We start from the raw sequence: 23,975 nt of genomic DNA, 5'->3' as shown, positions 1-23,975 counted from the left end.
TGTTGTAATTTTCTATAATTGCAAGTCTGTAAATTTAAAATCTTTACCATTAAATAACCCTTTATCGCTTAATTTTAACGAAGGTATAACTAAAAGCGCCATAAAAGATAACGTCATGTAAGGTGCATGCAAGTTCGAACCCAATGCTTTTGCCATTTTATCGAGTTCGGCATATTGTTTACCTATAGTTTCACCGTCTTGGTCGCTAATAATTCCAGCTACTGGAAGTGGTACTATTTTTTCTTCGGAAGCACTTACTGCACAAATGCCACCTTTATTTTCTATAATTAAATTCACGGCTTTACAAATAGCTTCATCTGTAGTTCCTACCGCAATAATATTATGAGAATCGTGACCAACAGAACTGGCAATAGCGCCTTCTTTTAAACCGAAATTTTTAATAAAAGCTAAAGCAGGTGTATCGTTTTTATAGCGGTTTACAACTGCCATTTTTAATATATCTTTATTGGTATTCGATTCTAAAAATCCGTTTTTTACAGTCGCTTCTTCAATAAGTTCGTTGGTTACTAACTGCCCTTCTAATGCTTCAATTACGCGAATTTGTTTTGCTGCTGCCTCAATTTTAAATTCTGAAATATCTTTTTTATCGCAATTAAAATTATTCAGGTTTTTAAAAGCTACAGATGTTATTAAACTTTCATCTTCATTATAAACCAACGCACCGTTTACATAAGTTTGAAGCGTTTTAAATGTTTTTAAATCTTCTACTACAATAAAATCTGCAAAGTCTCCCTCTTGTAACAAGCCAACGTCTAAACCATAGTGCTTTACCGGGTTTATACAAGCTGCCTGAAGGACTTTAAACAAATCGATTCCTTTAGCAATTGCTCTAGCACATAATTTATTAATATGATGTAAAAGTAAATCGTCTGGATGTTTATCGTCGCTACAAAACATCATGTTTTCAAAATGTTCTGGCAGTAAATCAATTAAAGCTTCAAAATTTTTGGCAGCACTACCCTCACGAATTAAAATTTTCATGCCTTTTTCAAGCTTTTCAAGTGCTTCGTTATAAGTAAAACATTCATGGTCTGTGTAAATGCCAGCACTAATATATTTAGTAATATCGTCGCCAATAACTCCAGGTGCATGCCCATCAACTGGTTTGTTATAATGTTTTGCCCAAGCTATTTTTTTAAGAACTTCTTCATCGTCAAAAATAACTCCAGGGTAATTCATCATTTCTGCTAAGTATTTAATATCTGGGTTTTCTAGCAGTTTTTTTATATCGTCGGAATCTATAACTGCTCCGGCCGACTCGAAAGTAGTTGCAGGCACGCAAGAAGGCGCTCCAAAATTGAATTTAAAAGGTACTTTTTTACCGTTTTCAATCATAAATTCAACACCTTCAACACCTAAAACGTTGGCTATTTCATGCGGATCTGAAACTGTACCAACCGTACCATGTTTTACAGCTAGTTTTGCAAATTCGCTAGGAACTAACATAGAGCTTTCAATATGAATATGAGCATCTATAAAACCGGGTAAAATATAGTGATCTACATCATGATTTTGTTCTGTAATAGCTACAATTTTATCATTTTCAACCGTTATTTCTCCTTTAAAAATGCGCTGATTTTGTATATCTACAATTTGACCTTTTACTTTCATATTCTCCTTTTGTTAGTCTTTTTCAGTTCTGTTAATTCTGAAATAAATTTAGATTAAATATTATTATAACCAATTTATCATTTTTAAAATGACCTTTATTTTAATTCTATTTTTAAAATTTGCTTTGTGGTTTTAGTTACTTTAAATCTATCGTCGGCGCGGTTATTTACAATCCAAACAATTTGATTTTTAGAGCATAACAACAACGTATTTTCCTTATCGAGAAGCGAAAACTTCTCATCTTTAAAATATTTACTCAGCTTCTTTTTACCTTGCATTCCTATTGGGAAAAACACATCGCCTTCCTCCTTTTTTCTTATGGTTAAAGGAAATTCAAGCGTGTTTTTATCGACGCAAATACTATTTTTTGCAGTTTTTATGTTGGTTTCAACAGCATCAATTTCTGCAAAGCTTAAAGTGCCAAACGGTGTTTCAACTTTATCGGTTATACTTGAAATAATAATTTCTGAAAACTGTTCAACTTCCTTTTTAGTTAATAATAAATAGTCGCGATCTTTTATGAGCCTAAATTCGTTAGAAAACACTTGTTTTCCTGGTTGAGCATCTAATAAACTTACAATATCGTCCCATTCTGTAAAACCAAATTCTTTTAAAGCTTCAAATAAATACGCTTTTGGATGCTTTGCTTTTTTGAATTCTGAAATTTTAAAACGTACCTCGTTGTCGCTTATTCTTTCTATAGTTTTATTTAAAAACTCATCAATTTTATCGTTTATTATAGTTGATGAATCTTGCAAATTATTTAAAGTGGATTGAAAACTTTGTAACAAACTTGGATTTATTTCTTTTAAAATAGGAATAACCTCGTGGCGTAGTTTATTGCGTAAATATTTAACCGATTTGTTACTACTATCGTCACGCCATTTTATACTGTTTGCATTGGCATACAATTCAATATCATCACTTGAAAAAGGTAATAGCGGACGTACAAACTTCCCGTTAATTTCTGGAATTCCGGTTAAACCTTCTATACCTGTGCCACGTGTAAAATTGATTAAAAAAGTTTCTAAGTTATCATCGGCATGATGCGCTGTTAAAATATAATCGAACTTTAATTGTGACGACAATTCGTCGAACCAATTATAGCGTAATTCGCGTGCTGCCATTTGTATAGAACGCTTGTGTTCTTTAGCATATAATGAGGTGTCAAAATTTTGAATAAACACCTCTAAACCTAAACTTTCGGCTAAGGTTTCAACAAAAGTTTCATCGGCATCACTTTCGTTTCCGCGTAAATTAAAATTGCAATGCGCTAAAGCTACATTTAAACCTATTTTGTGGCATAAATGTGTTAAAACCACACTATCTATACCGCCAGAAATAGCAATAATTACTTTGTTTTTGGTTAAAAAGTTTAGATTTTTAGTAATATGTTTTTTGAATAATTCTTGGGTCATTTTTCCACCGATTCACGGATTATTTTTCAATATAACTGGATCTCGACTGCGCTCGATCTGACAATTAATAGTAATTCCAATCTATAATTTTGATAATTGTACTACTCAAATATACCAACTTGAATAATTAATTTTTATGTTTCTGGGTAAAAAACTAGTTTTCCAGCACTTCACGCATGGCCTTTGCCTTTACCAAGCATTCTTCATATTCGTTTAACGGATTGCTTTTTGCTGTAATGGCACTTCCTACCGAAAAGGACACGTATTTTTTTGTTTCGTTATATAAAATACTACGAATTACCACATTAAAATCGAAATCGCCATTTGGTGTAAAATACCCAACAGCGCCAGAGTAGAGTCCGCGTTTAGTTTCCTCTAAATCTTCAATAATTTGCATTGCCGAAATTTTTGGAGCACCCGTCATGCTTCCCATAGGGAATGTGGTTTTTAAAACATCAACCGGGTTGGTGTCATCGTTTATTTTTGATGTAATGGTCGATATCATTTGGTGTACTTGATCGAAGGTGTAAATCTTACACAACTCTTCCACGTTTACCGAATTTTTTACAGCGGTTTTCGATAAATCGTTTCGTACCAAATCTACAATCATAATATTCTCGCTACGTTCTTTTTGGTCTTCCGATAAGTTGTGTTTAAGTTGCTCGTCTTCAACTTTATTTTTAGATCGTTTTGCGGTTCCTTTTATGGGTTGCGATATAATTTTATTGCCTTCCTTTTTTATGTAACGCTCGGGCGATGCAGAAAGCAAATATTTATCGAAACTTTTAAAATATGTAGCAAATGGCGGGTTGGAAATGTCATTTAGCTTTTTATAGGTTTCTAAAGGATTTATTTCTGTGTTTTCGGCATAAAACTCTTGACAAAAATTAGCTTCATAAATACTGCCGTGGTGCACATGCGCTAACATTTTATTTACTTTATTAAAATAAGCGTCTTTATGAATACGCAAATGAATTTTTATGTCGTTTGAAGGTTTTGTATTAAAATCTTCTTCGGTATTATTAATTTCAATTGAATCGGCATCAATTTCATCATCAACCGCTTTTAAATATTGAATTTCAACGATATTATCTTTAATTAAAAATAGTTTTTTTGGCTGAAAAAAGTATAAATCTGGGAATTTTAAACCATCAAAATTATTAGATTTTAATGGCTCTACATCGTTTTTCAAATCGTAAGTTAGGTAGCCAAAAATCCAATCGTTAGTCGTTTTTTGGTAATCATTTAACTTAGAAAAAGCATCAAAATAATCTGTTTTTATACTTGTAAAAGCATCAACTGCTAAAACGGCATCGTAACTTTTATATGTTTGCGTGTTTTTTTTATTGTTAGAATCTAACCAAACCACATCGTCAAACTGTTGTGCCCATTGCAATAATTTAATTTTAAATTGTGCTATGTTTTTTTTGCTGTAAGTAAAAGTTGTTCTCAAATAAAACAGAATTATACTGCAAATTTAGTTAGAATACTTAAATTTATTTCAAAATTGTAAAAACAGTTTCAAACAAAAAAAACATGCATACTTTAAAAAACGATAAACTTAAAATAGCCATTGAAAATATTGGTGCCGAACTTTGCGAAATTTCTTCAGTAAAACATAACACTCAATTTATGTGGGATGCAAACCCAGATGTTTGGGGTAGTTTTGCTCCTAATTTATTTCCTGTAATTGGTGCTTTAAAAAACGGTTCACTAACCTTTGAAGGTGAAACTTATAACACACCAAGACATGGTTTTATAAGACATAGCAAAGACATTACGCTTTATAACAAAACAGATAACAGCTTAACTTTTAAATTAAAAAGCAATGCTGAATTACTTAAAATATACCCTTTTAAATTTGAGTTTTTAATTACATTTACATTAACAAATAATACACTTAATGTTTCGCATACCGTAAAAAATACCGATACAAAAACCATGTATTTTTCTCTTGGTGGGCATCCTGCATTTAAATGTCCGGTTTTTGAAAACGAAGCTTACGACGACTATTTTTTAGAGTTTGAACATAAAGAAAACTCTAGTCGCTATTTAATTGAATTAGGAAGCGGACTTATTTTAAACGAAACCGAACCCGTTTTTAATAACGACAACATTTTACCTTTAAAACACGAACTTTTTGATGTTGATGCGCTTGTTTTTAAAGACTTAAAGTCTCGAAAAATAAGTATTAACAGTAAAAATCATGGTAAAATATTAACGGTAAGCTACCCTAAATTTAATTATATGGGCATTTGGGCAAAACCAAACGGCGATTATGTATGTATTGAACCTTGGCTTGGTATTGCAGATAGTGTAAACGCAAGTGGAAATTTAAAAGAAAAAGAAGGCATTTTAAGTTTAAAAGCAGGTAGCGCATTTGAAGCTAGTTACAGTATTGAGATTGAAGACAAGCATTTAGTTTAAACTTAAGAATAAACCTTACCTTTGCCGCAAAATACAGTAGTTTTGACTTTTGAAGATTTAAATTTAAACACACCGCTATATAACGCCATAAACGATTTAGGCTTTACAACCCCAACTCCCATTCAAGCAGAAGCTTTTAATGTGGTTGCTTCGGGAAAAGATATGGTTGGTATAGCACAAACAGGTACTGGTAAAACCTTTGCCTATATGCTGCCCATTTTAAAAAATTTAAAGTTCTCGAAACAAGACAACCCTAGAGTTTTGGTACTGGTACCTACCCGGGAACTGGTAGTACAAGTAGTTGATGAAATTGAAAAACTATCAAAATACATTAACAATCGTGTTTTAGGTGTATACGGTGGAACAAACATTAATACCCAAAAACAAGCTGTAGCCGAAGGTTTAGATATTTTAGTGGCCACACCCGGTAGACTTTACGATTTAGCTTTAAGTAGAACGTTGCAATTAAAATCGATTCAGAAATTAGTTATAGATGAAGTTGATGTTATGCTAGATTTAGGGTTTAGGCATCAGCTTATTAATATATTTGATATTCTTCCGCAAAAGCGCCAAAACATTATGTTTTCGGCCACAATGACGCAAGATGTTGAGCTTTTAATTAACGATTTCTTTATTAGACCAGAGCAAATATCTATTGCTGTTTCGGGTACACCTCTTGAAAATATTACACAAACCAAATACAAAGTTCCTAACTTTTATACAAAGGTTAATTTATTGGTACATTTACTTAAAGACCAAGAAACCTTTAATAAAGTTATTGTTTTTGTGGCTTATAAGCGAATGGCAGATAGATTATTCGAAAAATTAGACGAATATTTTAAAGAAGAGTTGTGTGTTATTCACTCCAACAAAACCCAAAACTATCGTTTACGCAGTATTGAGCAATTCCGCGAAGGCGTAAACCGCATTTTAGTTGCAACAGATGTTATGGCGCGTGGTTTAGATATTGATAATGTTAGCCATGTTATAAATTTTGATACTCCAGAATACCCAGAAAACTACATGCATCGCATTGGTAGAACAGGTCGTGCAGAACGTAAAGGTGAAGCTTTAGTGTTTTCAACCGAAAAAGAATACGAAGCCATTGAAGCCATTGAGAGCTTAATGCAAATGGAAATTCCTTTAGCAGAATTACCTGAAGCTGTTGAAGTTTCTACAGAATTAATTCCTGAAGAACGCCCACAAATTAAAGAGCGTAATAACCCTCACAAACAACGAGATGAAGATGCGCCAGGACCAGCCTTTCATGAAAAAAAGGCTAAAAATCAAAAAGAAAACTTAGGTGGATCTTATAAATTTAAGATCGCAAAAAAATACAAAAAACCTAAAACTAGAGGCGATAAAAACTATAACAAACGCAATAAAAAGAAATAAAATTCATACAACTATTTAAACAAAAAATATTGTTTATTTAAAACTTATAGTTAATTTTATTTCTTATACCTAGCAAACTATCTATTAAAATGAAGAATAACGAAGACATTACTAAAAATGTAAACGGTTCAGAAAAAAGTAATGCATCTAAAATTGATGCTATAAAAGAGCTTATTTTCGGTGAAAATATTCAAGAATATAACGAAGAGTTCGAAACACTTAAAAAAGATATTCTTAATAAAAAACAAGAATTACAAGAGTTAATTAGTACCGTAGAATCTGAATTATTACAAAGTATTGATTCACTTAGTACCGATATTAACATTCGCGTAACCGAATTAGAAAATACAGTAAACGATAAGTTAGACGACTTAGGAGATAAAAAAGCCGACAGAAAATTACTGAGCGAGCTTTTTATTAAATTAGGTGAAAAAATTGCTGAGTAGTTTTAATTTAATAGATGAACCAAGACGAGAAACTAAATATTATTAAGGATATTTTACTTACCGACGAGCGGGAGTTTGTCTCATCTATTGAAAAAAAAATACAAATTCTAGAAAACACAATTAACAAACAAAAGGAATTATCTGAAAAAGTTAATCCTATAATCGACTCAAAACTAAATAATTTCGTTAAAGACATTCCCGAAACCCTCGGCCCAACCATAACCAGTACTTTAAAAGCTGAAATTAAAAACTCACAAGATGCTGTTGTAGAAGCACTTTTCCCTATTATGGGTAAAATGATTAAACGCTATGTACAACATGAAATGAAAATGCTTTCCGAAAAAATAAATAATCAGGTAAATAAAACCTTTTCTTTTAAACGTTTTTTCAGAAGAGCAAAGTCTAAAGCAGCTGGGGTAAGCGAATCCGATTTAATTTTACAAGACCACAATAATGCAAAAATTGAACAAATTATAGTTATTGAAAAAGGATCCGGACTATTGCTTGCAGAATATTCTAAAAACAAAATGGCCGATGAAGATATGGTTGCTGGTATGCTAACAGCCATTAAAAGTTTTGTTGAAGATGCCTTTATAAAAGAAGACCAAAGTTTACAATATATAGAGTACGATTTATACCATATACATATTCAAAATTTTTCTTCATTTTATATAGCCGTAGTAATTTCTGGAGTGTATAATGTTATTTTTAAAGACGATTTAGAAGATGAACTTTTAGAATTTGCAGACAAACATAAAATAGCTAAGCTACTACAAAACAAACCATTATTATCAAAAAAACTAGAAGAATTTTTTAAGAATGACGATATCTAAGAAAATTGTTTTAATTGGGCACTTTGGTGTTGGTAAAACCTCTTTAATAAGACGTTTTGTTGAAAACACCTTTACCGAAGACTACAAAGTTACCATTGGCGTACATATTTCTAAAAGAACTATAAATATTTCTGAAAATGAAGATATTTCATTAATTATCTGGGATTTAGAAGGACAAGACGATATAAAAAAAACCAGACCTTCTTACCTACTGGGTACCAACGGTTTTATATATGTTTTCGATTTAACCAGACCAGTAACTTTCGAGCATCTTAATGATGAATTAGCCTTTTTAAAAGAAAACTTCTCAACCGTTCCTGTTAAAGTAGTTGGCAACAAAGTAGATTTAGTAAATAAAATATATTTAAAAGAGCATAGCGAACAGTTTGATAATGTTGTAGATTATTTTGTTAGTGCTAAAACAGGAAGCAGAGTTGAAAAACTCTTTGCCAAACTAGCCCAAGATTTAATACAAAAATAAATGCTTAAAGAATTAAAAGATAAATATCACAAAAATAATTTTCAATACATTTTAGTTGACGATTTAGGTGTTGTTTTAGAACAAGATCATCCTATTTTACCAACAATAATTGGCGAAAAAATTCAAGATATTCATCCTTTTTTCGAGATATTAACGCATTTACTCACTACAGTAAATGAAAGTTTTGAGTTTTCGTGTATAAATCTAGATTTTAATAATCAAGAACCTTTAGTTGTTGATGTTACATTAAAAACCCACAACAACAATAACTTGGTAATTATTGAAAACCTAACCAAGCATTATAATAATTACCAACTTACAGCACAAACCAGAAACGAATCTATAATAAACTCACAAATTCTTGTACTTAAAAACGAATATTTGCTTGAAAAAGAAACTTTTAAAAATAATTTTATAGCCAATTTTAGTCACCAGTTACGTAACCCAATAACAGCATCAACAATATTTAGCGATTTATTAATAAATAGCAACTTAAACGACGAGCAAAAAAATTATCTAGAAATAATTCAATCGGCAAATAAAGATTTAAAACAACGCATTGAAGACATTTTAGATATAAGCAAAATTGAATCTGGCAAACTAATTTTGGTTAGTAAAGTTTTTAATTTAAAAGAATTGCTAAAAAATATTGAAGTTATTTATAACTACTTAGCAAGTAAAAAAGGGTTATCTTTTAAATTAGAAATAGGAGAAAAAGTGCCAACTTTTATTGAGGGCGATCAATATAGATTAAAACAAATTTTAGCAAACTTATTAACCAATGCTTTAAGCTATACAAGCAAGGGGCATTTACACATTAAAGTTTCGCATAACCACTCTAGAGCAAACAAAGTTAATTTACATTTTGAAGTTGAAGACACTGGATGTGGTATAGCAGAAGAAAACCTAGAATCTATTTTTGATAGATTTACTAAAATTGAAACAGGTGAAGAACAAACCGGCGTTGGCCTAGGATTAGCTATTGTAAAATACCTAATTTCTGAAATGCAAGGAAATATTAAAGTTGAAAGTAAAATAGACAAAGGATCTACTTTTATATTCAATGTTAGCTTTAAAACATCAAACTATACTCAAGATCAAAAAGAAGAACTATTAAATAACCAGCTTCCAGAATTGAAGCAAAAATATAATATTTTATTAGTTGAGGATTCTGAGATAATTCAATTATCGATTTTAAAAATTTTGGCATCTACAGGTTTATTTTTCATTAATATAATTTCTGATGGTGAAGCAGTTATTCCTAATCTAGTAGACCAAAAGGTCGATTTAATACTACTATCAAATACTATTCAAGGGTATTCTGCCTCTAATATATCTGCTTCTATTAGAAGTCTATCAAAAGAATACAAAAAAACACCAATTATTGTTTTATCTACACAAGGCTATAAAGACGATATAAAGCGTTATAAGAAAAATGGCATTAATGATGTTTTGGTAAAACCTTTTGATAAACATAAACTTCTAGAAAGCATTAAAAAACACTTAAAATAATTTTACTTAAGCCACTGTTGCATAAGTATCTGCTAAGCGTTCTTTAGCTCTTTTTATTCTCATTTTAACGGCACTAGACCCTAAGTTTAATTTAGTTTCAATATCTTTTACACTAAGCTTTTGCAAGTATTTTAATTCTAAAATCATTTTGTCTTTAACAGGCAATTGTTCCATTGCTTTTATAAGTTGTTCTTCTGCCTGTACTTGTTTAGTTAAAGTTGTATCTATGCATTCTCCAACATTTTCTAAATCGAAATCCTCATTCAATCGCATTTCATATTTTCTTTTTGCATTTCTATTTACATAGTTTATACAATAATTATATGTGAATGAATAAACCCAAGTTGAAAACTTAGACCTCCCTTGAAAACTAGATAATTTTAAATATAACTTTAAAAAAATATCTTGAGTTAAATCTTTTGCCTCAGCTTCATTCTTTACAAAAGAGAAACATTTATTATAAATATGAGTTGAATATCTATCGTAAATAGTTTCAAAATAATGCGTTTCGTTTAAATCTAAAATTCTTGAGATAATGGCTTCGTCTTTCAAAATTAATTGGTTTTCGGTTAATGATATGACAATATTATAGATTGAAGAACAGTTCGAAGTTTTATAAAGAACCCGGATAATAAAATCGATTAAAACCAAATAAAATCGATTAAACAACATTTAAGAGGTAAGAAAAAACTTATTTTAAATATTTTTGAATGTTATAAGTGGATTTAGTAATGCTGAAAAAGATTGTAAAAGATAACTATTAAGTATTTTTTTTACCTCTAATAATATTAAATATATCTGCAACTTTATTAGGAAACTTATTCAAAATATCCTTTAATTGATTTGCTGATGCGATATCTTCCATAACCTTGGGTTTTAAATCCTCTGGCACTTTTTTTAAAGGCTTTTCGTCTGGGTTATAAGAGTCTTCCATAAACTATTAGTTTGCACTTAATCATAATAATTACCCTCTATTTTAAAAGATAAAGTTTTTATGTGTGTGCTAGTTGTCTGTATTTGAAACACTTTTATTTAAATAGTCACATTTTTTACAAAAAAAATAAAAAAAGCGTTCGTTAAAACTTCTTTAAATACAATAATTAATCTGCTATATTTATAAATTAGCATAAAATATAATTTATGAAATACTTAATAATTATTATCTTATTATTTACACTGTTAATATCAAAACAATCTTTGGCTTATAATGAGTTTTGGGGGCCTACAGGACATCGTGTTGTTGGAGAAATTGCAGAAAAGCATCTTTCTAGAAAAGCTAAACGAAAAATAAACAAACTTTTAAAAAATCAATCACTTGCATTTGTATCTACTTATGCAGATGAAATTAAATCGGATAAAAAATATAATAAATTTTATTCTTGGCATTATATTAACATGCCCTTTGAAGAAAGCTACGAAACAGCTATTAAAAATCCTGATGGCGATTTAGTAACAGGAATAAATAAATGTATTTCTGTAATTAAAGATGAAAACTCTAGTAATAACGATAAAGCTTTTTACCTAAAACTATTAATACATTTAGTTGGCGATTTACACCAGCCAATGCATGTTGGTTTAAAGGAAGATAAAGGTGGTAACGATATTAAGGTGCAATGGCATTATAAAGACTCGAACCTACACCGTGTTTGGGATTCTGACATGATTGAGGAATTTAATATGAGTTATGATGAACTGGCTGATAATGCAGAATTATTAAACAAAACTGATATTAAAAATTTACAAGAGGGCTCTGTAGTTGATTGGGTAAACGAAACCCACGAATTAGCTAAAATAGTATACAAGTCTGCAGAACTTAATGAGAATTTAAGATACAGATATTCTTATAACAATTTTACAACCGTTAGAAAACAATTACAAATTGCTGGAATTAGGCTTGCTAAAATTTTAAACGATTTATTTTAAACAAAAAACTCTCAATAAAATTGAGAGTTTTTTGTTTTACACTATTAAGCTTCACCTCTTGCAGGATAGCCTTGCTTTAAAATATAATCAATTCCATTAATTACATCTTTAAAACTTGGCCTACCAAAAGGCATCGATTGTATAGATTCCCAGTAAACTTTTTGGTCTTTATCAATTAAAAACAAACCTGGTTCAAAAAAATGTTCAGGTTCTTTATCAGAAATAGCTTCCGAAATAAAAAGTCCCCACGCTCTTGCTTCTTCTATTGGTAAACCATAACCCAACGGAATGTTTTTAATATTCCACTCTTCGTATGTTTCTTTTGCTAAATCTTCAGTATTTGCGCTTACAGCAAGTACGTTAATTCCTCTTTCTTTAAATTCAGATAATTTATTCTCTAACTCTTCAAGTTGCATTTTACAAACTGGACAATGTTTTCCACGATAAAATAAAACTAGTGTAAAATTATCTGGATTTTGATCACTTAACTCCCATGTACTTCCGTTTACTAAATTAACTTTCAAATCTGGTGTTTTCTCTCTTGGTTTTATCATTTTTCTATTTCAATTTTTATTAAACTTAAAATCTCCATATAAACTAACACCATATTATTTAATAGCCAACTACTTAACAAACTATAACATATTTACTAAAACCTTAACGTTTATTTATATAAAAACATAAGAGCTAACAAGCTTATTATTTGTAGTTTAAGTAAAAAAGAAAAACGTTATGAAAACATCAGATTTAATTGTTAAAGCCTTAGAAAACGAAGGTGTAGAATATATTTTTGGATTACCAGGAGAAGAAAATTTAGACCTTTTAGAATCCATTAGAAAATCTGACCAAATTAAAATGATTACAGTGAGGCATGAACAAGGTGCCGGATATATGGCTGCAACCTATGGGCGCTTAACAGGAAAAGCTGGTGTATGTATGGCAACTTTAGGCCCTGGTGCTTTAAATTTATTTAATCCAGCAGCATATGCCCAATTAGGAGCAATGCCTATGCTAATGCTTACAGGCCAAAAACCTTTAAAAGACAGAAAACAAGGTAATTTTCAAATAATAGATGTTGTAAAAATGCTTCAACCGCTAACAAAAACATCTAAACAATTAACCTACGGTGAAAATGCAACATCTACAATTCGAGAGCTTTTTAGAAAATCTGAAGAAGAACGTCCAGGAGTTGTGCATTTAGAAATTCCTGAAGATGTTGCTAAAGAAGATGTGAAAGATTTTACAATTTTTGATGTCATATCCAATAAAATTCCAACAGTAAATCACGACAATTTAAGCGATGCGAAACAACTCATTCTAAACGCAAAACATCCACTTTTACTTATCGGTGCAGATGCTAACAGAAAAAGATGTTGTAACGCATTAACTAAATTGGTAAACACTTTAAAAATACCTTTTATAGACACACAAATGGCTAAAGGTATTATTGATGAACGAAATGATTTATACATAGGTACAGCCGTCTTAAGCGCAAACGACATAGTGCATAAAGCTATAGATTATGCCGATTTAATTATTAATGTAGGCCATGATACTATTGAGAAACCACCTTTTGTAATGAGCCATAATGATGATACAAAAGTTATACACATCAATTTTTTTGAAGCCGAAATTAACGAGGTTTATTTTCCGCATTTAAATTTAATAGGAGATATTGCTACAACAGTAACAGAACTAACCAAAGTTTTAAAAAATGACTTAAAAACTAAAAATGAATATTTTTTAGATATAAAAAATAAAATTATTGAAGAAAACCAACCTTATGCAGACGATAATCGTTTCCCTATCTTACCACAAAATCTAGTTAAATTAGCCCGAAACATTATACCAGAAGATGGTATTATTACTTTAGATAATGGTATTTATAAACTATGGTTTTCTAGAAACTACCCAACATACAGCCTAAACACATTATTATTAGATAATGCTTTAGCTACTATGGGAGCTGGTTTTGCTTCGGCTATAATGACCAAATTATTGCATCCAAGCAAAAAAGTAGTTTCAATAAATGGTGATGGTGGTTTTATGATGAACTCTCAGGAATTGGAAACCGCCGTAAGATTAAATTTAGATTTGGTTGTTATTATTTTAAATGATAGCGCATATGGTATGATAGAGTGGAAACAAAACAAAGAAGGTTTTAAAGATTATGGATTAAAATACAAAAACCCAGATTTTATAAAATATGCCGAAAGTTTTGGAGCTAATGGTTATAAACCTAATTCAGTTGAAGCTTTTAAAAGTATTTTTGAAAAAGTTATAAATGAAAAAGGAGTTCATGTCATAGATTTAGCCATAGATTATTCTTTAAACGAAAAGCTCTTAGGTTAACAAATATCTATCAGAAAACACTTTTGTAAAATTAGCACCAAAAAATAAAATTAAACTAGAGTACGAAACCCATAACATAATTAACACCACAGACCCCGCAGCTCCGTAAGTAGATGCGGGGTTCATTTCTTTAAAATACCACGCTAATAAAAACTTACCTAGCACAAACAACAATGCGGTTAGTGCTGCTCCTACCCTAACAGCTTTCCATTTAATTTTTTTACTAGGTAAATACTTAAACATTGCAGCAAACAAAACATATATAAATAAACTCGAAATTATAACATCAAAAATATAAACTAAATCAAAAAGGTTTTCTGGTAAAAAATCTTCAATACGCTTACTAAAAGCACTGATTAATGAAGTAATAACAAAACTAATTAGTAACAGAAAAGCAATGATTAAAATAAATCCAAAACTCTTCAAGCGATCTAATATAGTTTGTAAAATACTATTTAAGTTAGATTGAACTTTAACTTCCCAGATTTTGTCAAAAACCTCTTGTAATTGATAAAATACACCTGTTGCTCCATAAAGCAAGGTTAAAACACCAACTATAGTTGTAAATATAGAAACCGATTCATCTCCCCTGTCTAACATCATTTTCCTTACAAATTCTGCCGCTTCAATACCAATAGAATTGGTAATTTCATCTAGTAGTTCTCCTTGTACAATATCTTTACCCCAAGCATTACCAACAATATTTAAAATTAAAACCAAGAGCGCTGGTAAAGATAAAATAGCGTAATAAGCAACTATAGCACTTAATTGAAACGGATTACTATCCAGCCAATTTTTAGAAGTATCTATTAATAATTTTGGTAAATGTTTAAAATGAAACCTGTTTTCGCTATTCATACTATTATGTTTAAGCCTTAAATCTTAATCTTTAATTTAATATAAATATTTTTCTAACCCATTTTTTTTAAACAATTAACTTGAAAATAACATTTTAAAAGCGTGTATAAAAAAGCCTTTCATTACTGAAAGGCACTTAATTTTTTTTTTATAAACTTACAGCTTTATCGGGCTTATTTAACCATCTTAAAATTAAAATACCTATACGTGCAATTACAAAAGTAAAGAGTCCAAAAGTTGCAGTTAATAAAGACACTTTAAGTCCACCTGCAAAAATTTCTGGGCTTGGGCTTCCTATTGCCTCAATAGTATCGAAAGCCGTTATTAAGCCAATAACAGAACCTAAAAAACCTAACACTAAACCAAGTAAACTAGCATCTGTTGTTAATTTAATATACTTTTTAGATCGATTAGGGTTTCTCTTCAGATTAAAAAATCCAGCAAAAACAAAACCCATAGATAATAGTAAACATATTAATATTAACGACATAAATAACGAACCACCCTCAACAAACCTGTCAGCAATTTGTAACGGCATAATTAGTTTTTTTGTTAAAAAAGTAACTAGAAAATAACTCATAATAATATTGTTTTTAATAATTTCTTCAAACTTAACACCTAAATATGGGCGTTAATTTAAAATGCGATGAGTAACTTATTTAGTAAGCGAATTTACTAAAATGTTATATCGGGAACAAAAACTGTAGTTCGTCTACAAAACAAAAAAGGACTATAAAATTATACTATTATTGTAATTTTATAAAAATGAGAACGAATACATTTTTTTTAAACTTACTCGGTCGTGGCTTTCTACACCTATTTTTTTGGTTAGCGGTATTAGCATTTTATACTTTTTTATTTGGGGCAGATAACGATAACTTTAACGACACATTATTGTTTTCCTTATTTTTAATGCCTGTAACCATTGCAGTTTCATATGTATGCATTTACAAGTTAATTCCAGATTATTTAATAAAAAAACAATACTTTCTATTTAGTATATACAGCATATATACCTTTATTATTTCGGCATATTTAGTAATGCTTTCTATTTTTTTTAGTCTTATTTACATTTCAAAATTCGATTATAATTTAATGCCTACTGCAACAAAAAATATGCTATTTGTTATAACAGCAGTTTACATCGTACCTTTTGTTGTAAGTGGCTTTAAACTATTAAAACTAAATCTTAAAAACGCAGAGCAAAACAACAAACTAAAAACCAAAATATTAAATACTCAACTTAAATTAAAAGAGCAAGAGCTTAACTATTTAAAAATGCAAATTCATCCGCATTTTTTATTTAACACACTAAATACCATGTATGGTTTCGCCTTAAAAAAAGCAGATGAAACCCCAGAAATGATATTAAAACTTTCTAACTTATTAGATTACCTTCTTTATCAAGCAGATAAGCCTTTTGTTTTATTGTCTGAAGAAATTAATCATATTGAAGACTATATTGCTTTAGAAAACATGAGATTTAATGATACTTTAAATATAAATTTCGATAAGATTTACAACACTGAAACTAAAACTATTGCTCCCATGCTTTTACTTCCATTTGTTGAAAACAGTTTTAAACATGGCGCTTTAATAAATGGGGTTTTAAACGTTATTATGACACTAGAAAGTGATACTGATAAAATTATATTCATTATAACAAATTCTTATAAAAAACAAGCCAAAACAGCCAAAGGTATTGGATTAGAAAACATAAAAAAACGCTTAGACTTGTTATACCCTAAACAACATAGTTTAACAATAAATAAAACAAACGAACTATACAAAGTAGAACTTATTTTGCACTCATGAAATATAATACCAATATAAACTGTTTAATTGTTGATGATGAAGTTATAGCACGTGAAGTAATTGCTACCCATTTATCTAAAATTAACAACATTACCGTAGTAGCAAGCTGTAACAGTGCTATTGAAGCCTTTAAACATATAAACAATCAAACAATTGATCTTGTATTTTTAGATATAAATATGCCCGAAATTTCAGGTATATCGTTTGCAAAATCCATAAACAAAAACATAAAAGTAATATTTACAACAGCTTACAGAGATTATGCTGTTGAAGGTTTTGAACTTAAAGCGGTAGACTATCTTTTAAAGCCTATTGCATACAACAGACTGCTTGATGCTGTAAATTGCTACTTTGAAACCTACCAAAACGCTGAAAATAAAATTAAATCTTCTATTGAAGCACACGAATTTATTTTTGTTCGTTCGGAAAGAAAAATGATTAAAATAGATTTTGAAAATATAATTTACATTGAAAGTTTTAGCGATTATCTAAAAATTCATACTACTAAAAAAACAATTATAACTCGAGAAACTATTACTGCTATTGAAGCTAAATTACCTAATACTAAATTTATTAGAATTCATCGTTCATACATTATATCTATTGCTAATATAAACTCATTTACCAACGAACATATAACAGTAAATAACAAAGCATTATCAATAAGTAGAAGCTACAAAAAAGAAGTTTTACAACGACTAGAAAAATTTTAAAGCTTAGCGCTTTAAAGTAAAGTATCTAGTTTTAATAAAAATTATTAAATATTATTTATAACAAAAAAGCCTTTCATTTATGAAAGGCTTTTTTGTTATTTTTCTTTGGCGCTTATAACGATGCTACATGCTTAGCTAAACCAGATTTTAAATTAGCCGCTTTATTTACATGTATAATATTTTTCTTGGCTAATTTGTCTAACATTGAAACTACAGATGGAAATAAAGATTCAGCTTCTTTCTTATCTGTTAACTCACGTAATTTTTTAATAGCATTACGAGTTGTTTTGTGTTGGTATTTATTCAACACTCTTTTTGCCTCGTTACTTCTAATTCTTTTTAATGCTGACTTATGATTTGCCATTTCTTTTATTAATTTTTCTTTAAAAAATTGTAGCCCGTAGGGGAATCGAACCCCTCTTACCAGGATGAAAACCTGGCGTCCTAGCCGATAGACGAACGGGCCATTTAGCTTATTCTTTCACTTATCTTTAAACTCTAAAAACCATCTAGAGTTATAAAATAAAAAAACCTCTCATTTCTGAGAGGTTTATATATTTTTAAAAACCTCTTCTTATAAAGAAGCAACATGCTTAGCTAAACCAGATTTAAGGTTAGCAGCTTTGTTTGCATGTATAATGTTTTTCTTGGCTAATTTATCTAGCATAGAAACAACAGAAGGAAATAAAGCTTCAGCTTCTTTCTTATCTGTTAACTCACGTAACTTTTTTATAGCATTACGAGTAGTTTTGTGTTGGTATTTATTCAACACTCTCTTAGCTTCGTTACTTCTTATTCTTTTTAATGCTGACTTATGATTTGCCATTTTACTTATAATATTTTTATTTAATAAAAATTGTAGCCCGTAGGGGAATCGAACCCCTCTTACCAGGATGAAAACCTGGCGTCCTAGCCGATAGACGAACGGGCCATTTAGGTTATTTCATTATTTAATGAACTAAGCAATTCGTGATTGCGGATGCAAATATACAACTCTTTTTAAATGCTACAACACTTTTTTTATTTTTTTGTAAAAAAAATTAATTAGTAAGCTTTTGCAAATAAAACTCTTTGCTTTGAAGGTGCCCCTGTGTAAACACAACCCCCTGATTCAGAATTATTTTCTAAAGGAATACATCTAATTGTAGCTTTTGTTAAATCTTTTATTTTGTTTTCAGTTTCTGCTGTACCATCCCAATGCGCAGATATAAATCCGGTTTTATTTTCTAAAACAGTTTTGAATTCTTCAAACGAATTTACCTCTGTGATATGCTCGTTTCTAAAATTTAAGGCTTTTTCAAATAACGATTCTTGAATTTCAGTCATTAAACCTTCTACTCTATCAATTAAACCGTCTAAACTTACAACTTCCTTAGTTAAAGTATCTCGTCTTGCAAGCTCTACAGTTCCATTTTCTAAATCGCGAGCTCCTATGGCAATACGTAATGGCACACCTTGTAATTCGTGTTGTGCAAATTTAGCTCCAGGGCGTAGTGTGTCTCTGTTATCAAACTTAACCGATATATTCTTCCCTCTTAAATCTGTTATTATACTATTTACAACTTCTGTGATAGCATTTAATTGCTCTTCATTTTTATAAATAGGTACAATAACTACTTGATTTGGTGCTAAATTTGGTGGCAATACTAATCCGTTATCATCACTATGGGTCATAATTAAAGCCCCCATTAAACGAGTAGAAACACCCCATGAGGTAGCCCAAACATAGTCTTGCTTCCCTTCCTTATTAGCAAACTTAACATCAAATGCTTTAGCAAAATTTTGTCCTAAAAAGTGTGATGTTCCAGCTTGTAATGCTTTACCATCTTGCATTAAAGCCTCAATACAGTAGGTTTCTTCTGCTCCTGCAAAACGTTCGCTTTCCGTTTTTAAACCTTGAATTACTGGTATAGCCATAAAATTTTCAACAAAAGTAGCATATACATTATTCATTTGTTCTGCTTCAGCTAAAGCTTCAGCTTTAGTGGCATGAGCAGTATGCCCTTCTTGCCATAAAAACTCAGCAGTTCTTAAAAACAATCGTGTTCGCATTTCCCATCGCACTACATTTGCCCATTGATTAACTAAAATAGGCAAATCGCGATAAGATTGAATCCAATTTCTATATGTATTCCAAATAATAGCTTCACTGGTAGGCCTTACAACTAATTCTTCTTCAAGTTTAGCGTTTGGGTCTACACGAAGTTTTCCTGGCTTATCCGGATCGTTTTGTAATCTATAATGTGTAACAACCGCACATTCTTTTGCAAAGCCTTCTGCATTTTTCTCCTCTGCTTCAAACAAACTTTTAGGTACAAATAATGGGAAATATGCATTTTGATGGCCTGTTTCTTTAAACATTCTATCTAATTCTGCTTGCATTTTTTCCCAAATTGCATATCCATAAGGTTTTATTACCATACAACCTCGAACTGCAGAATTCTCTGCTAAATCAGCCTTCACAACCAATTCATTATACCATTTTGAATAATCTTCTGCTCTACTTGTAAGTTTTTTACTCATATCTATATTTTGGCACAAAAATTGTGACTATGTTAAATAAAAAAATAGTTCAGCAAAACTAACTATTTTTGTGATGTTCAACAATAAAAAAGAAAGAGTTATGCAATTTAAAAACTACATATTTACTTATGCATCAAAAATAAGCCTGTTTGGTTTGTTATTTGGCATAGTATCTTGCGGGTCTTATCAATATGTTGGAGGAGATAGTGATGGCATTTATGGTACTGCGAGCACACCTGCAGAATATGAAGAGCCTGTTACTGATGTTTCTTCTAATAACACAAACAATAATTACTACACAAATTATTTCAAAACAAAATCTATTGAATCTGAAAACCTTTCAATGGATTCTGAAATTTTCACAGATATAGATACCTACGAAAGTGATAATTTTGTTGAAAATGACTCTATTGTTAATGATTACGAAGGTTACGCTGGATGGGGACAAACCACAGATAATGTTACCATAAATTATATAGATAACGGCTGGAATAATTGGGGCTGGAATGCTGGTTTTGGTTGGGGCTGGAATAATTGGCGTTATAACCGTTGGAACAACTGGGGTTGGAACGCCGGTTGGAATTATGGTTGGAATGGTTGGTACAACAACTGGGGTTGGTATGGTTACTCTCCTTATGTTTATGGTGGTGGTTACTACCGGGGTTGGGCTTATAACAGACCTTATTATAACAGATATTCTACAGGTATTTACAACAGAAGAGCTTCATATAGCGCTTCAAGAAGAGGCTATGCAACTCGAGTAAACACAGGAACAACTGCTACGTCAAGAAGTACAACATCTAAATATAATACAGTTACTAGACGAAGTAGCTATAGCACAAATAATGTGTCTGCAGCTTCAAGAAACAGCACTTATAACTCAAACGGAACAAGAACATCATCAACTGTAAGACGATCATCTAATACTGCTACACCTAGTGCTAGTACTACATCTAGAACATCAACTACCAGTAGAAATTACAACAGTAACACCTCTAGATCTGGTAATAGCTCTTACAATACACGAAGATCAAGCTCAAGAAGTTATACACCAAGCACAACATCAAGATCATCGTCTTCAAGAAGCTATTCTAGAGGTACAACTTCAAGATCATCTTCATCATCTGGTACAAGGAGTAGTAGCTCTAGCCGCTCATCTTCAAGTGGTAGCAGAAGAAGATAACAATAAAAAAACAAAATTATATATGAAAAAGATAAGTTTATTAGCCATAGGATTATTCTCTATGGCTTTTAGTTACGCCCAAGAAATATCGGATGCTCTACTTTATTCACAAAGTGAAATCCAAGGTACTGCTCGCTTTAGAGCATTAAGCGGTGCTTTTGGAGCATTAGGTGGCGACATGAGTGCTGTAAGTATTAACCCTGCAAGTTCTGCTGTTTTTACTCGTAGTCATTTCTCGTTTACGCTTTCTAATTTAAACGCAAAAAACAATACTGATTATTTTGGAAATAATGTAAAAACAAACGAATCTACTTTTGATGTTAACCAAGGCGGTGCTGCTTTTGTTTTTTCAAGTCGATCAAACTCACCATGGAAAAAACTAACTTTAGGTATTGCTTACGATAAAACGAACGATTATAATAATTCATGGAATGCTATTGGCGTTAATACGAATGATGATGGAAACTTTAGCAATTCTATTGCAAGTTATTTTTATGATTATACCGATGGTTTAGAAAAATACATTTTTACCCCAAGTGGCCAAGAACTTGTTGACTACTTTTATATTAACAATTCACAAGCACAAAATGACCCCGAGCAATTCTTTGACAACAATCCTCATTTATATTATGAACTAGGATATCAATTTTTAGGAGAAGTTGAAAATTATGGAGTTCAACAAGCTTTCTTAGGATATCAAGCCTATATTTTAGATCCAGTTGAAGATACAGATGAAAACACAGAATATATCGCTAATGTAGGAACAGGTAATTTCACACACGATTATTTATATACTTCAACAGGTTATAATGGTAAAATAGCTTTTAATTTTGCTACTCAATATGAGGATAACCTTTACTTAGGTATAAATTTAAATTCGCATTTTATAAATTACGATCGTACAACGTCGTTACTAGAAGATAACGACAATGGTGGGGCTATAACTGCTATAGATTTTGACAACACATTATCTACTACAGGAAATGGTTTTTCATTTCAAGTTGGCGGAATTTACAAACTTACACCAGAGTTTCGTATTGGGTTAACATACGATTCACCAACTTGGTATACCATTGAAGAGGAAACCACACAATACATAAATTCCAATAATGCTCCTAACGATATTGGTTTCATCTCTACTATTGTTAACGTTTACCCACGTTACAAATTAAAAACCCCATCAAAAATTACCGGAAGTTTAGCTTACGTTTTTGGAAACCGTGGTTTAATTAGTTTCGATTATTCTAATAAAGACTATAGTAAAACAGAGTTTCAACCAACAAATGATGCGTTTTACCAAGAACAAAACGAAATTATGAGCAATGTTTTTACAAGCTCTTCAACCTACAGAATTGGTGGAGAACTAAAACATAAACAATTTAGCTTTAGAGGTGGTTATCGTTTTGAAGAAAGCCCATACGAAGACGGCATTACTGTTGGAGATTTAGAAGGTTATTCTCTTGGTTTAGGTATTAGCTTTGGAAAAACAAAATTAGATTTAACTTACGACCAATGGGAGCGTTCTTACGCAACGCCGCTGTATAACTTAGGTTTAATTGATACCGCTTCAATTAACAGGAAAAACTCAAACCTAACTTTATCTCTTGCTTTCAACATATAATTTATACAAAAAACTTATAATAAAAACCTGAATTAAATAAAATTCAGGTTTTTTTATATCGCATAGGCAAAACCTATTATACTATTGAAATATTTGTTTATAAAGTATGAAATATAAAAAAAGGGAATTGTTTATCTTTGCAAACTAAAAAAGTTTACTGATGAAAATTGACAATAACATTGAGGAACATGATACCTTAGGAGAAGACCACATTGGAACTTCATCAAACACTCCACTTCGCTCAGACGCCTTTAAGCTTTCCAACGAAGAAAAAATTGAAATAATTAAAGACGATGTTCGCCATATTATGGAAACATTAGGCTTAGATTTAACAGACGATAGCTTAAAAGGCACACCAAATCGTGTTGCCAAAATGTTTGTAAAAGAAATTTTTGGTGGCTTAAATCCAAAAACAAAACCAAGCGCCTCAACTTTTGATAACAAATACAAATACGGTGAAATGCTTGTTGAAAAAAACATCACTTTATATTCAACTTGCGAGCACCATTTATTGCCAATAGTTGGTAGAGCACATATTGCATATATATCTAACGGTACCGTTGTTGGCTTGTCAAAAATGAATAGAATTGTTGATTATTTTGCAAAACGCCCTCAAGTACAAGAGCGTTTAACCATACAAATTGTAAAAGAATTACAAGAAGTTTTAAATACAGAAGATGTAGCTTGCGTTATTGATGCAAAGCATTTATGTGTAAATTCAAGAGGAATTCGCGATATAGAAAGTAGCACCGTAACATCTGAATTCGGAGGTAAGTTTAAAGAAAAAACGGTTAGACGCGAATTTTTAGACTACATTCAATTAGACACTAAATTTTAATATGT

At 30.7% G+C, this 23,975-nt stretch carries 24 protein-coding genes and 2 tRNA genes; 13 read left to right on the top strand and 13 right to left on the bottom strand.

The window, feature by feature from the left end; all coding sequences use genetic code 11:
• Nucleotides 1-12: 12 nt before the first annotated feature.
• The 3 genes from ade to LG649_RS00445 all read right to left on the bottom strand — a co-directional run bounded on the left by ade (nt 13) and on the right by LG649_RS00445 (nt 4,503).
• Nucleotides 13-1,632 (bottom strand): adenine deaminase, encoded by a 1,620-nt coding sequence (gene ade / locus LG649_RS00455; RefSeq protein ID WP_226539687.1) that lies wholly within the window; start codon nt 1,630-1,632, stop codon nt 13-15.
• 95 nt (nt 1,633-1,727) lie between these two features.
• Nucleotides 1,728-3,050, bottom strand: a complete 1,323-nt coding sequence (gene tilS / locus LG649_RS00450) for a tRNA lysidine(34) synthetase TilS (protein WP_226539685.1) — start codon at nt 3,048-3,050, stop codon at nt 1,728-1,730.
• Between the two features lie 154 nt (nt 3,051-3,204).
• On the bottom strand, nt 3,205-4,503 hold the full coding sequence (locus tag LG649_RS00445; RefSeq protein ID WP_226539683.1) for an anthranilate synthase component I family protein: 1,299 nt from the start codon (nt 4,501-4,503) through the stop codon (nt 3,205-3,207).
• 83 nt (nt 4,504-4,586) lie between these two features.
• Between LG649_RS00445 and LG649_RS00440 the strand changes: the two genes are divergently transcribed.
• The 6 genes from LG649_RS00440 (at nt 4,587) to LG649_RS00415 (ending at nt 10,144) form a co-directional block, all read left to right on the top strand.
• Complete coding sequence (locus LG649_RS00440) at nt 4,587-5,477, top strand: aldose 1-epimerase family protein (protein ID WP_226539681.1); 891 nt, start codon at nt 4,587-4,589, stop codon at nt 5,475-5,477.
• 42 nt (nt 5,478-5,519) lie between these two features.
• Nucleotides 5,520-6,872, top strand: coding sequence for a DEAD/DEAH box helicase (locus tag LG649_RS00435; protein WP_226541074.1), 1,353 nt, complete (start codon nt 5,520-5,522; stop codon nt 6,870-6,872).
• 89 nt (nt 6,873-6,961) lie between these two features.
• Entirely contained in the window at nt 6,962-7,318 is a 357-nt protein-coding gene (locus tag LG649_RS00430; RefSeq protein WP_226539679.1) for a fructose 1,6-bisphosphatase, read from the top strand.
• Nucleotides 7,319-7,332: 14 nt separating this feature from the next.
• Nucleotides 7,333-8,151, top strand: a complete 819-nt coding sequence (locus LG649_RS00425; protein WP_226539677.1) for a cell envelope biogenesis protein OmpA — start codon at nt 7,333-7,335, stop codon at nt 8,149-8,151.
• The gene (locus LG649_RS00420; protein WP_226539676.1) at nt 8,138-8,632 is read left to right on the top strand and encodes a Rab family GTPase; all 495 of its coding nucleotides are present in this window, start codon (nt 8,138-8,140) and stop codon (nt 8,630-8,632) included. Before LG649_RS00425 ends, LG649_RS00420 begins: the two co-directional genes overlap by 14 nt.
• Nucleotides 8,633-10,144: an ATP-binding response regulator gene (locus LG649_RS00415; RefSeq protein ID WP_226539674.1), complete on the top strand. Its 1,512-nt coding sequence runs from the start codon at nt 8,633-8,635 to the stop codon at nt 10,142-10,144.
• A 6-nt stretch (nt 10,145-10,150) separates the two neighbouring features.
• On the opposite strand, the gene LG649_RS00410 is transcribed toward LG649_RS00415, so the two are convergent.
• Both LG649_RS00410 and LG649_RS00405 read right to left on the bottom strand, forming a co-directional pair.
• The gene (locus LG649_RS00410) at nt 10,151-10,696 is read right to left on the bottom strand and encodes an RNA polymerase sigma factor (RefSeq protein WP_226539672.1); all 546 of its coding nucleotides are present in this window, start codon (nt 10,694-10,696) and stop codon (nt 10,151-10,153) included.
• A gap of 208 nt (nt 10,697-10,904) precedes the next feature.
• A complete protein-coding gene (locus LG649_RS00405; RefSeq protein ID WP_226539670.1) occupies nt 10,905-11,078 on the bottom strand; it encodes a hypothetical protein in 174 nt (57 codons plus the stop codon).
• A 206-nt stretch (nt 11,079-11,284) separates the two neighbouring features.
• On the opposite strand from LG649_RS00405, the gene LG649_RS00400 reads away from it, so the two are divergent.
• Nucleotides 11,285-12,067 carry a S1/P1 nuclease gene (locus LG649_RS00400; protein ID WP_226539668.1) on the top strand — a complete coding sequence of 261 codons (783 nt, stop codon included), beginning with the start codon at nt 11,285-11,287 and terminating at the stop codon, nt 12,065-12,067.
• 44 nt (nt 12,068-12,111) lie between these two features.
• On the opposite strand, the gene LG649_RS00395 is transcribed toward LG649_RS00400, so the two are convergent.
• Entirely contained in the window at nt 12,112-12,621 is a 510-nt protein-coding gene (locus LG649_RS00395; protein ID WP_226539666.1) for a peroxiredoxin-like family protein, read from the bottom strand.
• Between the two features lie 178 nt (nt 12,622-12,799).
• Here LG649_RS00395 and LG649_RS00390 point away from each other — a divergent pair, with 178 nt between their 5' ends.
• Nucleotides 12,800-14,419: an acetolactate synthase large subunit gene (locus LG649_RS00390; RefSeq protein ID WP_226539656.1), complete on the top strand. Its 1,620-nt coding sequence runs from the start codon at nt 12,800-12,802 to the stop codon at nt 14,417-14,419.
• On the opposite strand, the gene LG649_RS00385 is transcribed toward LG649_RS00390, so the two are convergent.
• Nucleotides 14,411-15,277, bottom strand: coding sequence for a YihY/virulence factor BrkB family protein (locus tag LG649_RS00385; RefSeq protein WP_226539654.1), 867 nt, complete (start codon nt 15,275-15,277; stop codon nt 14,411-14,413). The two genes, LG649_RS00390 and LG649_RS00385, sit on opposite strands and share 9 nt — an antisense overlap.
• 148 nt (nt 15,278-15,425) lie before the next feature.
• On the bottom strand, nt 15,426-15,857 hold the full coding sequence (locus LG649_RS16290; protein WP_394371883.1) for a MotA/TolQ/ExbB proton channel family protein: 432 nt from the start codon (nt 15,855-15,857) through the stop codon (nt 15,426-15,428).
• A gap of 185 nt (nt 15,858-16,042) precedes the next feature.
• Between LG649_RS16290 and LG649_RS00375 the strand changes: the two genes are divergently transcribed.
• On the top strand, nt 16,043-17,092 hold the full coding sequence (locus LG649_RS00375; protein WP_226539652.1) for a sensor histidine kinase: 1,050 nt from the start codon (nt 16,043-16,045) through the stop codon (nt 17,090-17,092).
• Nucleotides 17,089-17,805, top strand: a complete 717-nt coding sequence (locus LG649_RS00370) for a LytR/AlgR family response regulator transcription factor (RefSeq protein WP_226539650.1) — start codon at nt 17,089-17,091, stop codon at nt 17,803-17,805. The genes LG649_RS00375 and LG649_RS00370 overlap by 4 nt, the downstream gene beginning before the upstream one ends.
• Before the next feature lie 112 nt (nt 17,806-17,917).
• On the opposite strand, the gene rpsT (LG649_RS00365) is transcribed toward LG649_RS00370, so the two are convergent.
• The 5 genes from rpsT (LG649_RS00365) to proS all read right to left on the bottom strand — a co-directional run bounded on the left by rpsT (LG649_RS00365) (nt 17,918) and on the right by proS (nt 20,328).
• Entirely contained in the window at nt 17,918-18,169 is a 252-nt protein-coding gene (rpsT, locus tag LG649_RS00365) for a 30S ribosomal protein S20 (RefSeq protein WP_226539648.1), read from the bottom strand.
• Nucleotides 18,170-18,199: 30 nt separating this feature from the next.
• Nucleotides 18,200-18,271: transfer RNA gene (locus LG649_RS00360), tRNA-Glu, on the bottom strand.
• A gap of 108 nt (nt 18,272-18,379) precedes the next feature.
• The gene (gene rpsT, locus LG649_RS00355; protein WP_226539646.1) at nt 18,380-18,631 is read right to left on the bottom strand and encodes a 30S ribosomal protein S20; all 252 of its coding nucleotides are present in this window, start codon (nt 18,629-18,631) and stop codon (nt 18,380-18,382) included.
• A gap of 33 nt (nt 18,632-18,664) precedes the next feature.
• Nucleotides 18,665-18,736: transfer RNA gene (locus LG649_RS00350), tRNA-Glu, on the bottom strand.
• 113 nt (nt 18,737-18,849) lie between these two features.
• The gene (gene proS / locus LG649_RS00345; protein ID WP_226539644.1) at nt 18,850-20,328 is read right to left on the bottom strand and encodes a proline--tRNA ligase; all 1,479 of its coding nucleotides are present in this window, start codon (nt 20,326-20,328) and stop codon (nt 18,850-18,852) included.
• A gap of 100 nt (nt 20,329-20,428) precedes the next feature.
• Between proS and LG649_RS00340 the strand changes: the two genes are divergently transcribed.
• From LG649_RS00340 to folE, 3 genes are all read left to right on the top strand, one after another.
• The gene (locus LG649_RS00340; RefSeq protein ID WP_226539642.1) at nt 20,429-21,511 is read left to right on the top strand and encodes a hypothetical protein; all 1,083 of its coding nucleotides are present in this window, start codon (nt 20,429-20,431) and stop codon (nt 21,509-21,511) included.
• A gap of 22 nt (nt 21,512-21,533) precedes the next feature.
• Entirely contained in the window at nt 21,534-23,132 is a 1,599-nt protein-coding gene (locus LG649_RS00335; protein WP_226541072.1) for an OmpP1/FadL family transporter, read from the top strand.
• A 160-nt stretch (nt 23,133-23,292) separates the two neighbouring features.
• A complete protein-coding gene (folE, locus tag LG649_RS00330) occupies nt 23,293-23,970 on the top strand; it encodes a GTP cyclohydrolase I FolE (protein ID WP_226539640.1) in 678 nt (225 codons plus the stop codon).
• The last annotated feature ends 5 nt before the right edge of the window (nt 23,971-23,975 follow it).

The organism is Neotamlana laminarinivorans, from assembly GCF_020523925.1.
GTDB classification, from domain to species: domain Bacteria; phylum Bacteroidota; class Bacteroidia; order Flavobacteriales; family Flavobacteriaceae; genus Neotamlana; species Neotamlana laminarinivorans.
The sequence above is the reverse complement of the archived record's forward strand: the minus strand, read 5'-3'. Positions and strand labels throughout refer to the sequence as shown.

Excerpts from the sequence above, each read along its gene's own strand:
- ade (WP_226539687.1), bottom strand. The coding sequence starts at position 1,632 with ATGAAAGTAAAAGGTCAAATTGTAGATATACAAAATCAGCGCATTTTT.
- tilS (WP_226539685.1), bottom strand. The coding sequence starts at position 3,050 with ATGACCCAAGAATTATTCAAAAAACATATTACTAAAAATCTAAACTTT.
- LG649_RS00440 (WP_226539681.1), top strand. The coding sequence starts at position 4,587 with ATGCATACTTTAAAAAACGATAAACTTAAAATAGCCATTGAAAATATT.
- LG649_RS00430 (WP_226539679.1), top strand. The coding sequence starts at position 6,962 with ATGAAGAATAACGAAGACATTACTAAAAATGTAAACGGTTCAGAAAAA.
- LG649_RS00425 (WP_226539677.1), top strand. The coding sequence starts at position 7,333 with ATGAACCAAGACGAGAAACTAAATATTATTAAGGATATTTTACTTACC.
- LG649_RS00420 (WP_226539676.1), top strand. The coding sequence starts at position 8,138 with ATGACGATATCTAAGAAAATTGTTTTAATTGGGCACTTTGGTGTTGGT.
- LG649_RS00415 (WP_226539674.1), top strand. The coding sequence starts at position 8,633 with ATGCTTAAAGAATTAAAAGATAAATATCACAAAAATAATTTTCAATAC.
- LG649_RS00405 (WP_226539670.1), bottom strand. The coding sequence starts at position 11,078 with ATGGAAGACTCTTATAACCCAGACGAAAAGCCTTTAAAAAAAGTGCCA.
- LG649_RS00400 (WP_226539668.1), top strand. The coding sequence starts at position 11,285 with ATGAAATACTTAATAATTATTATCTTATTATTTACACTGTTAATATCA.
- LG649_RS00395 (WP_226539666.1), bottom strand. The coding sequence starts at position 12,621 with ATGATAAAACCAAGAGAGAAAACACCAGATTTGAAAGTTAATTTAGTA.
- LG649_RS00390 (WP_226539656.1), top strand. The coding sequence starts at position 12,800 with ATGAAAACATCAGATTTAATTGTTAAAGCCTTAGAAAACGAAGGTGTA.
- LG649_RS00385 (WP_226539654.1), bottom strand. The coding sequence starts at position 15,277 with ATGAATAGCGAAAACAGGTTTCATTTTAAACATTTACCAAAATTATTA.
- LG649_RS16290 (WP_394371883.1), bottom strand. The coding sequence starts at position 15,857 with ATGAGTTATTTTCTAGTTACTTTTTTAACAAAAAAACTAATTATGCCG.
- LG649_RS00375 (WP_226539652.1), top strand. The coding sequence starts at position 16,043 with ATGAGAACGAATACATTTTTTTTAAACTTACTCGGTCGTGGCTTTCTA.
- LG649_RS00370 (WP_226539650.1), top strand. The coding sequence starts at position 17,089 with ATGAAATATAATACCAATATAAACTGTTTAATTGTTGATGATGAAGTT.
- rpsT (WP_226539648.1), bottom strand. The coding sequence starts at position 18,169 with ATGGCAAATCATAAGTCAGCATTAAAAAGAATTAGAAGTAACGAGGCA.
- rpsT (WP_226539646.1), bottom strand. The coding sequence starts at position 18,631 with ATGGCAAATCATAAGTCAGCATTAAAAAGAATAAGAAGTAACGAAGCT.
- proS (WP_226539644.1), bottom strand. The coding sequence starts at position 20,328 with ATGAGTAAAAAACTTACAAGTAGAGCAGAAGATTATTCAAAATGGTAT.
- LG649_RS00340 (WP_226539642.1), top strand. The coding sequence starts at position 20,429 with ATGCAATTTAAAAACTACATATTTACTTATGCATCAAAAATAAGCCTG.
- LG649_RS00335 (WP_226541072.1), top strand. The coding sequence starts at position 21,534 with ATGAAAAAGATAAGTTTATTAGCCATAGGATTATTCTCTATGGCTTTT.
- folE (WP_226539640.1), top strand. The coding sequence starts at position 23,293 with ATGAAAATTGACAATAACATTGAGGAACATGATACCTTAGGAGAAGAC.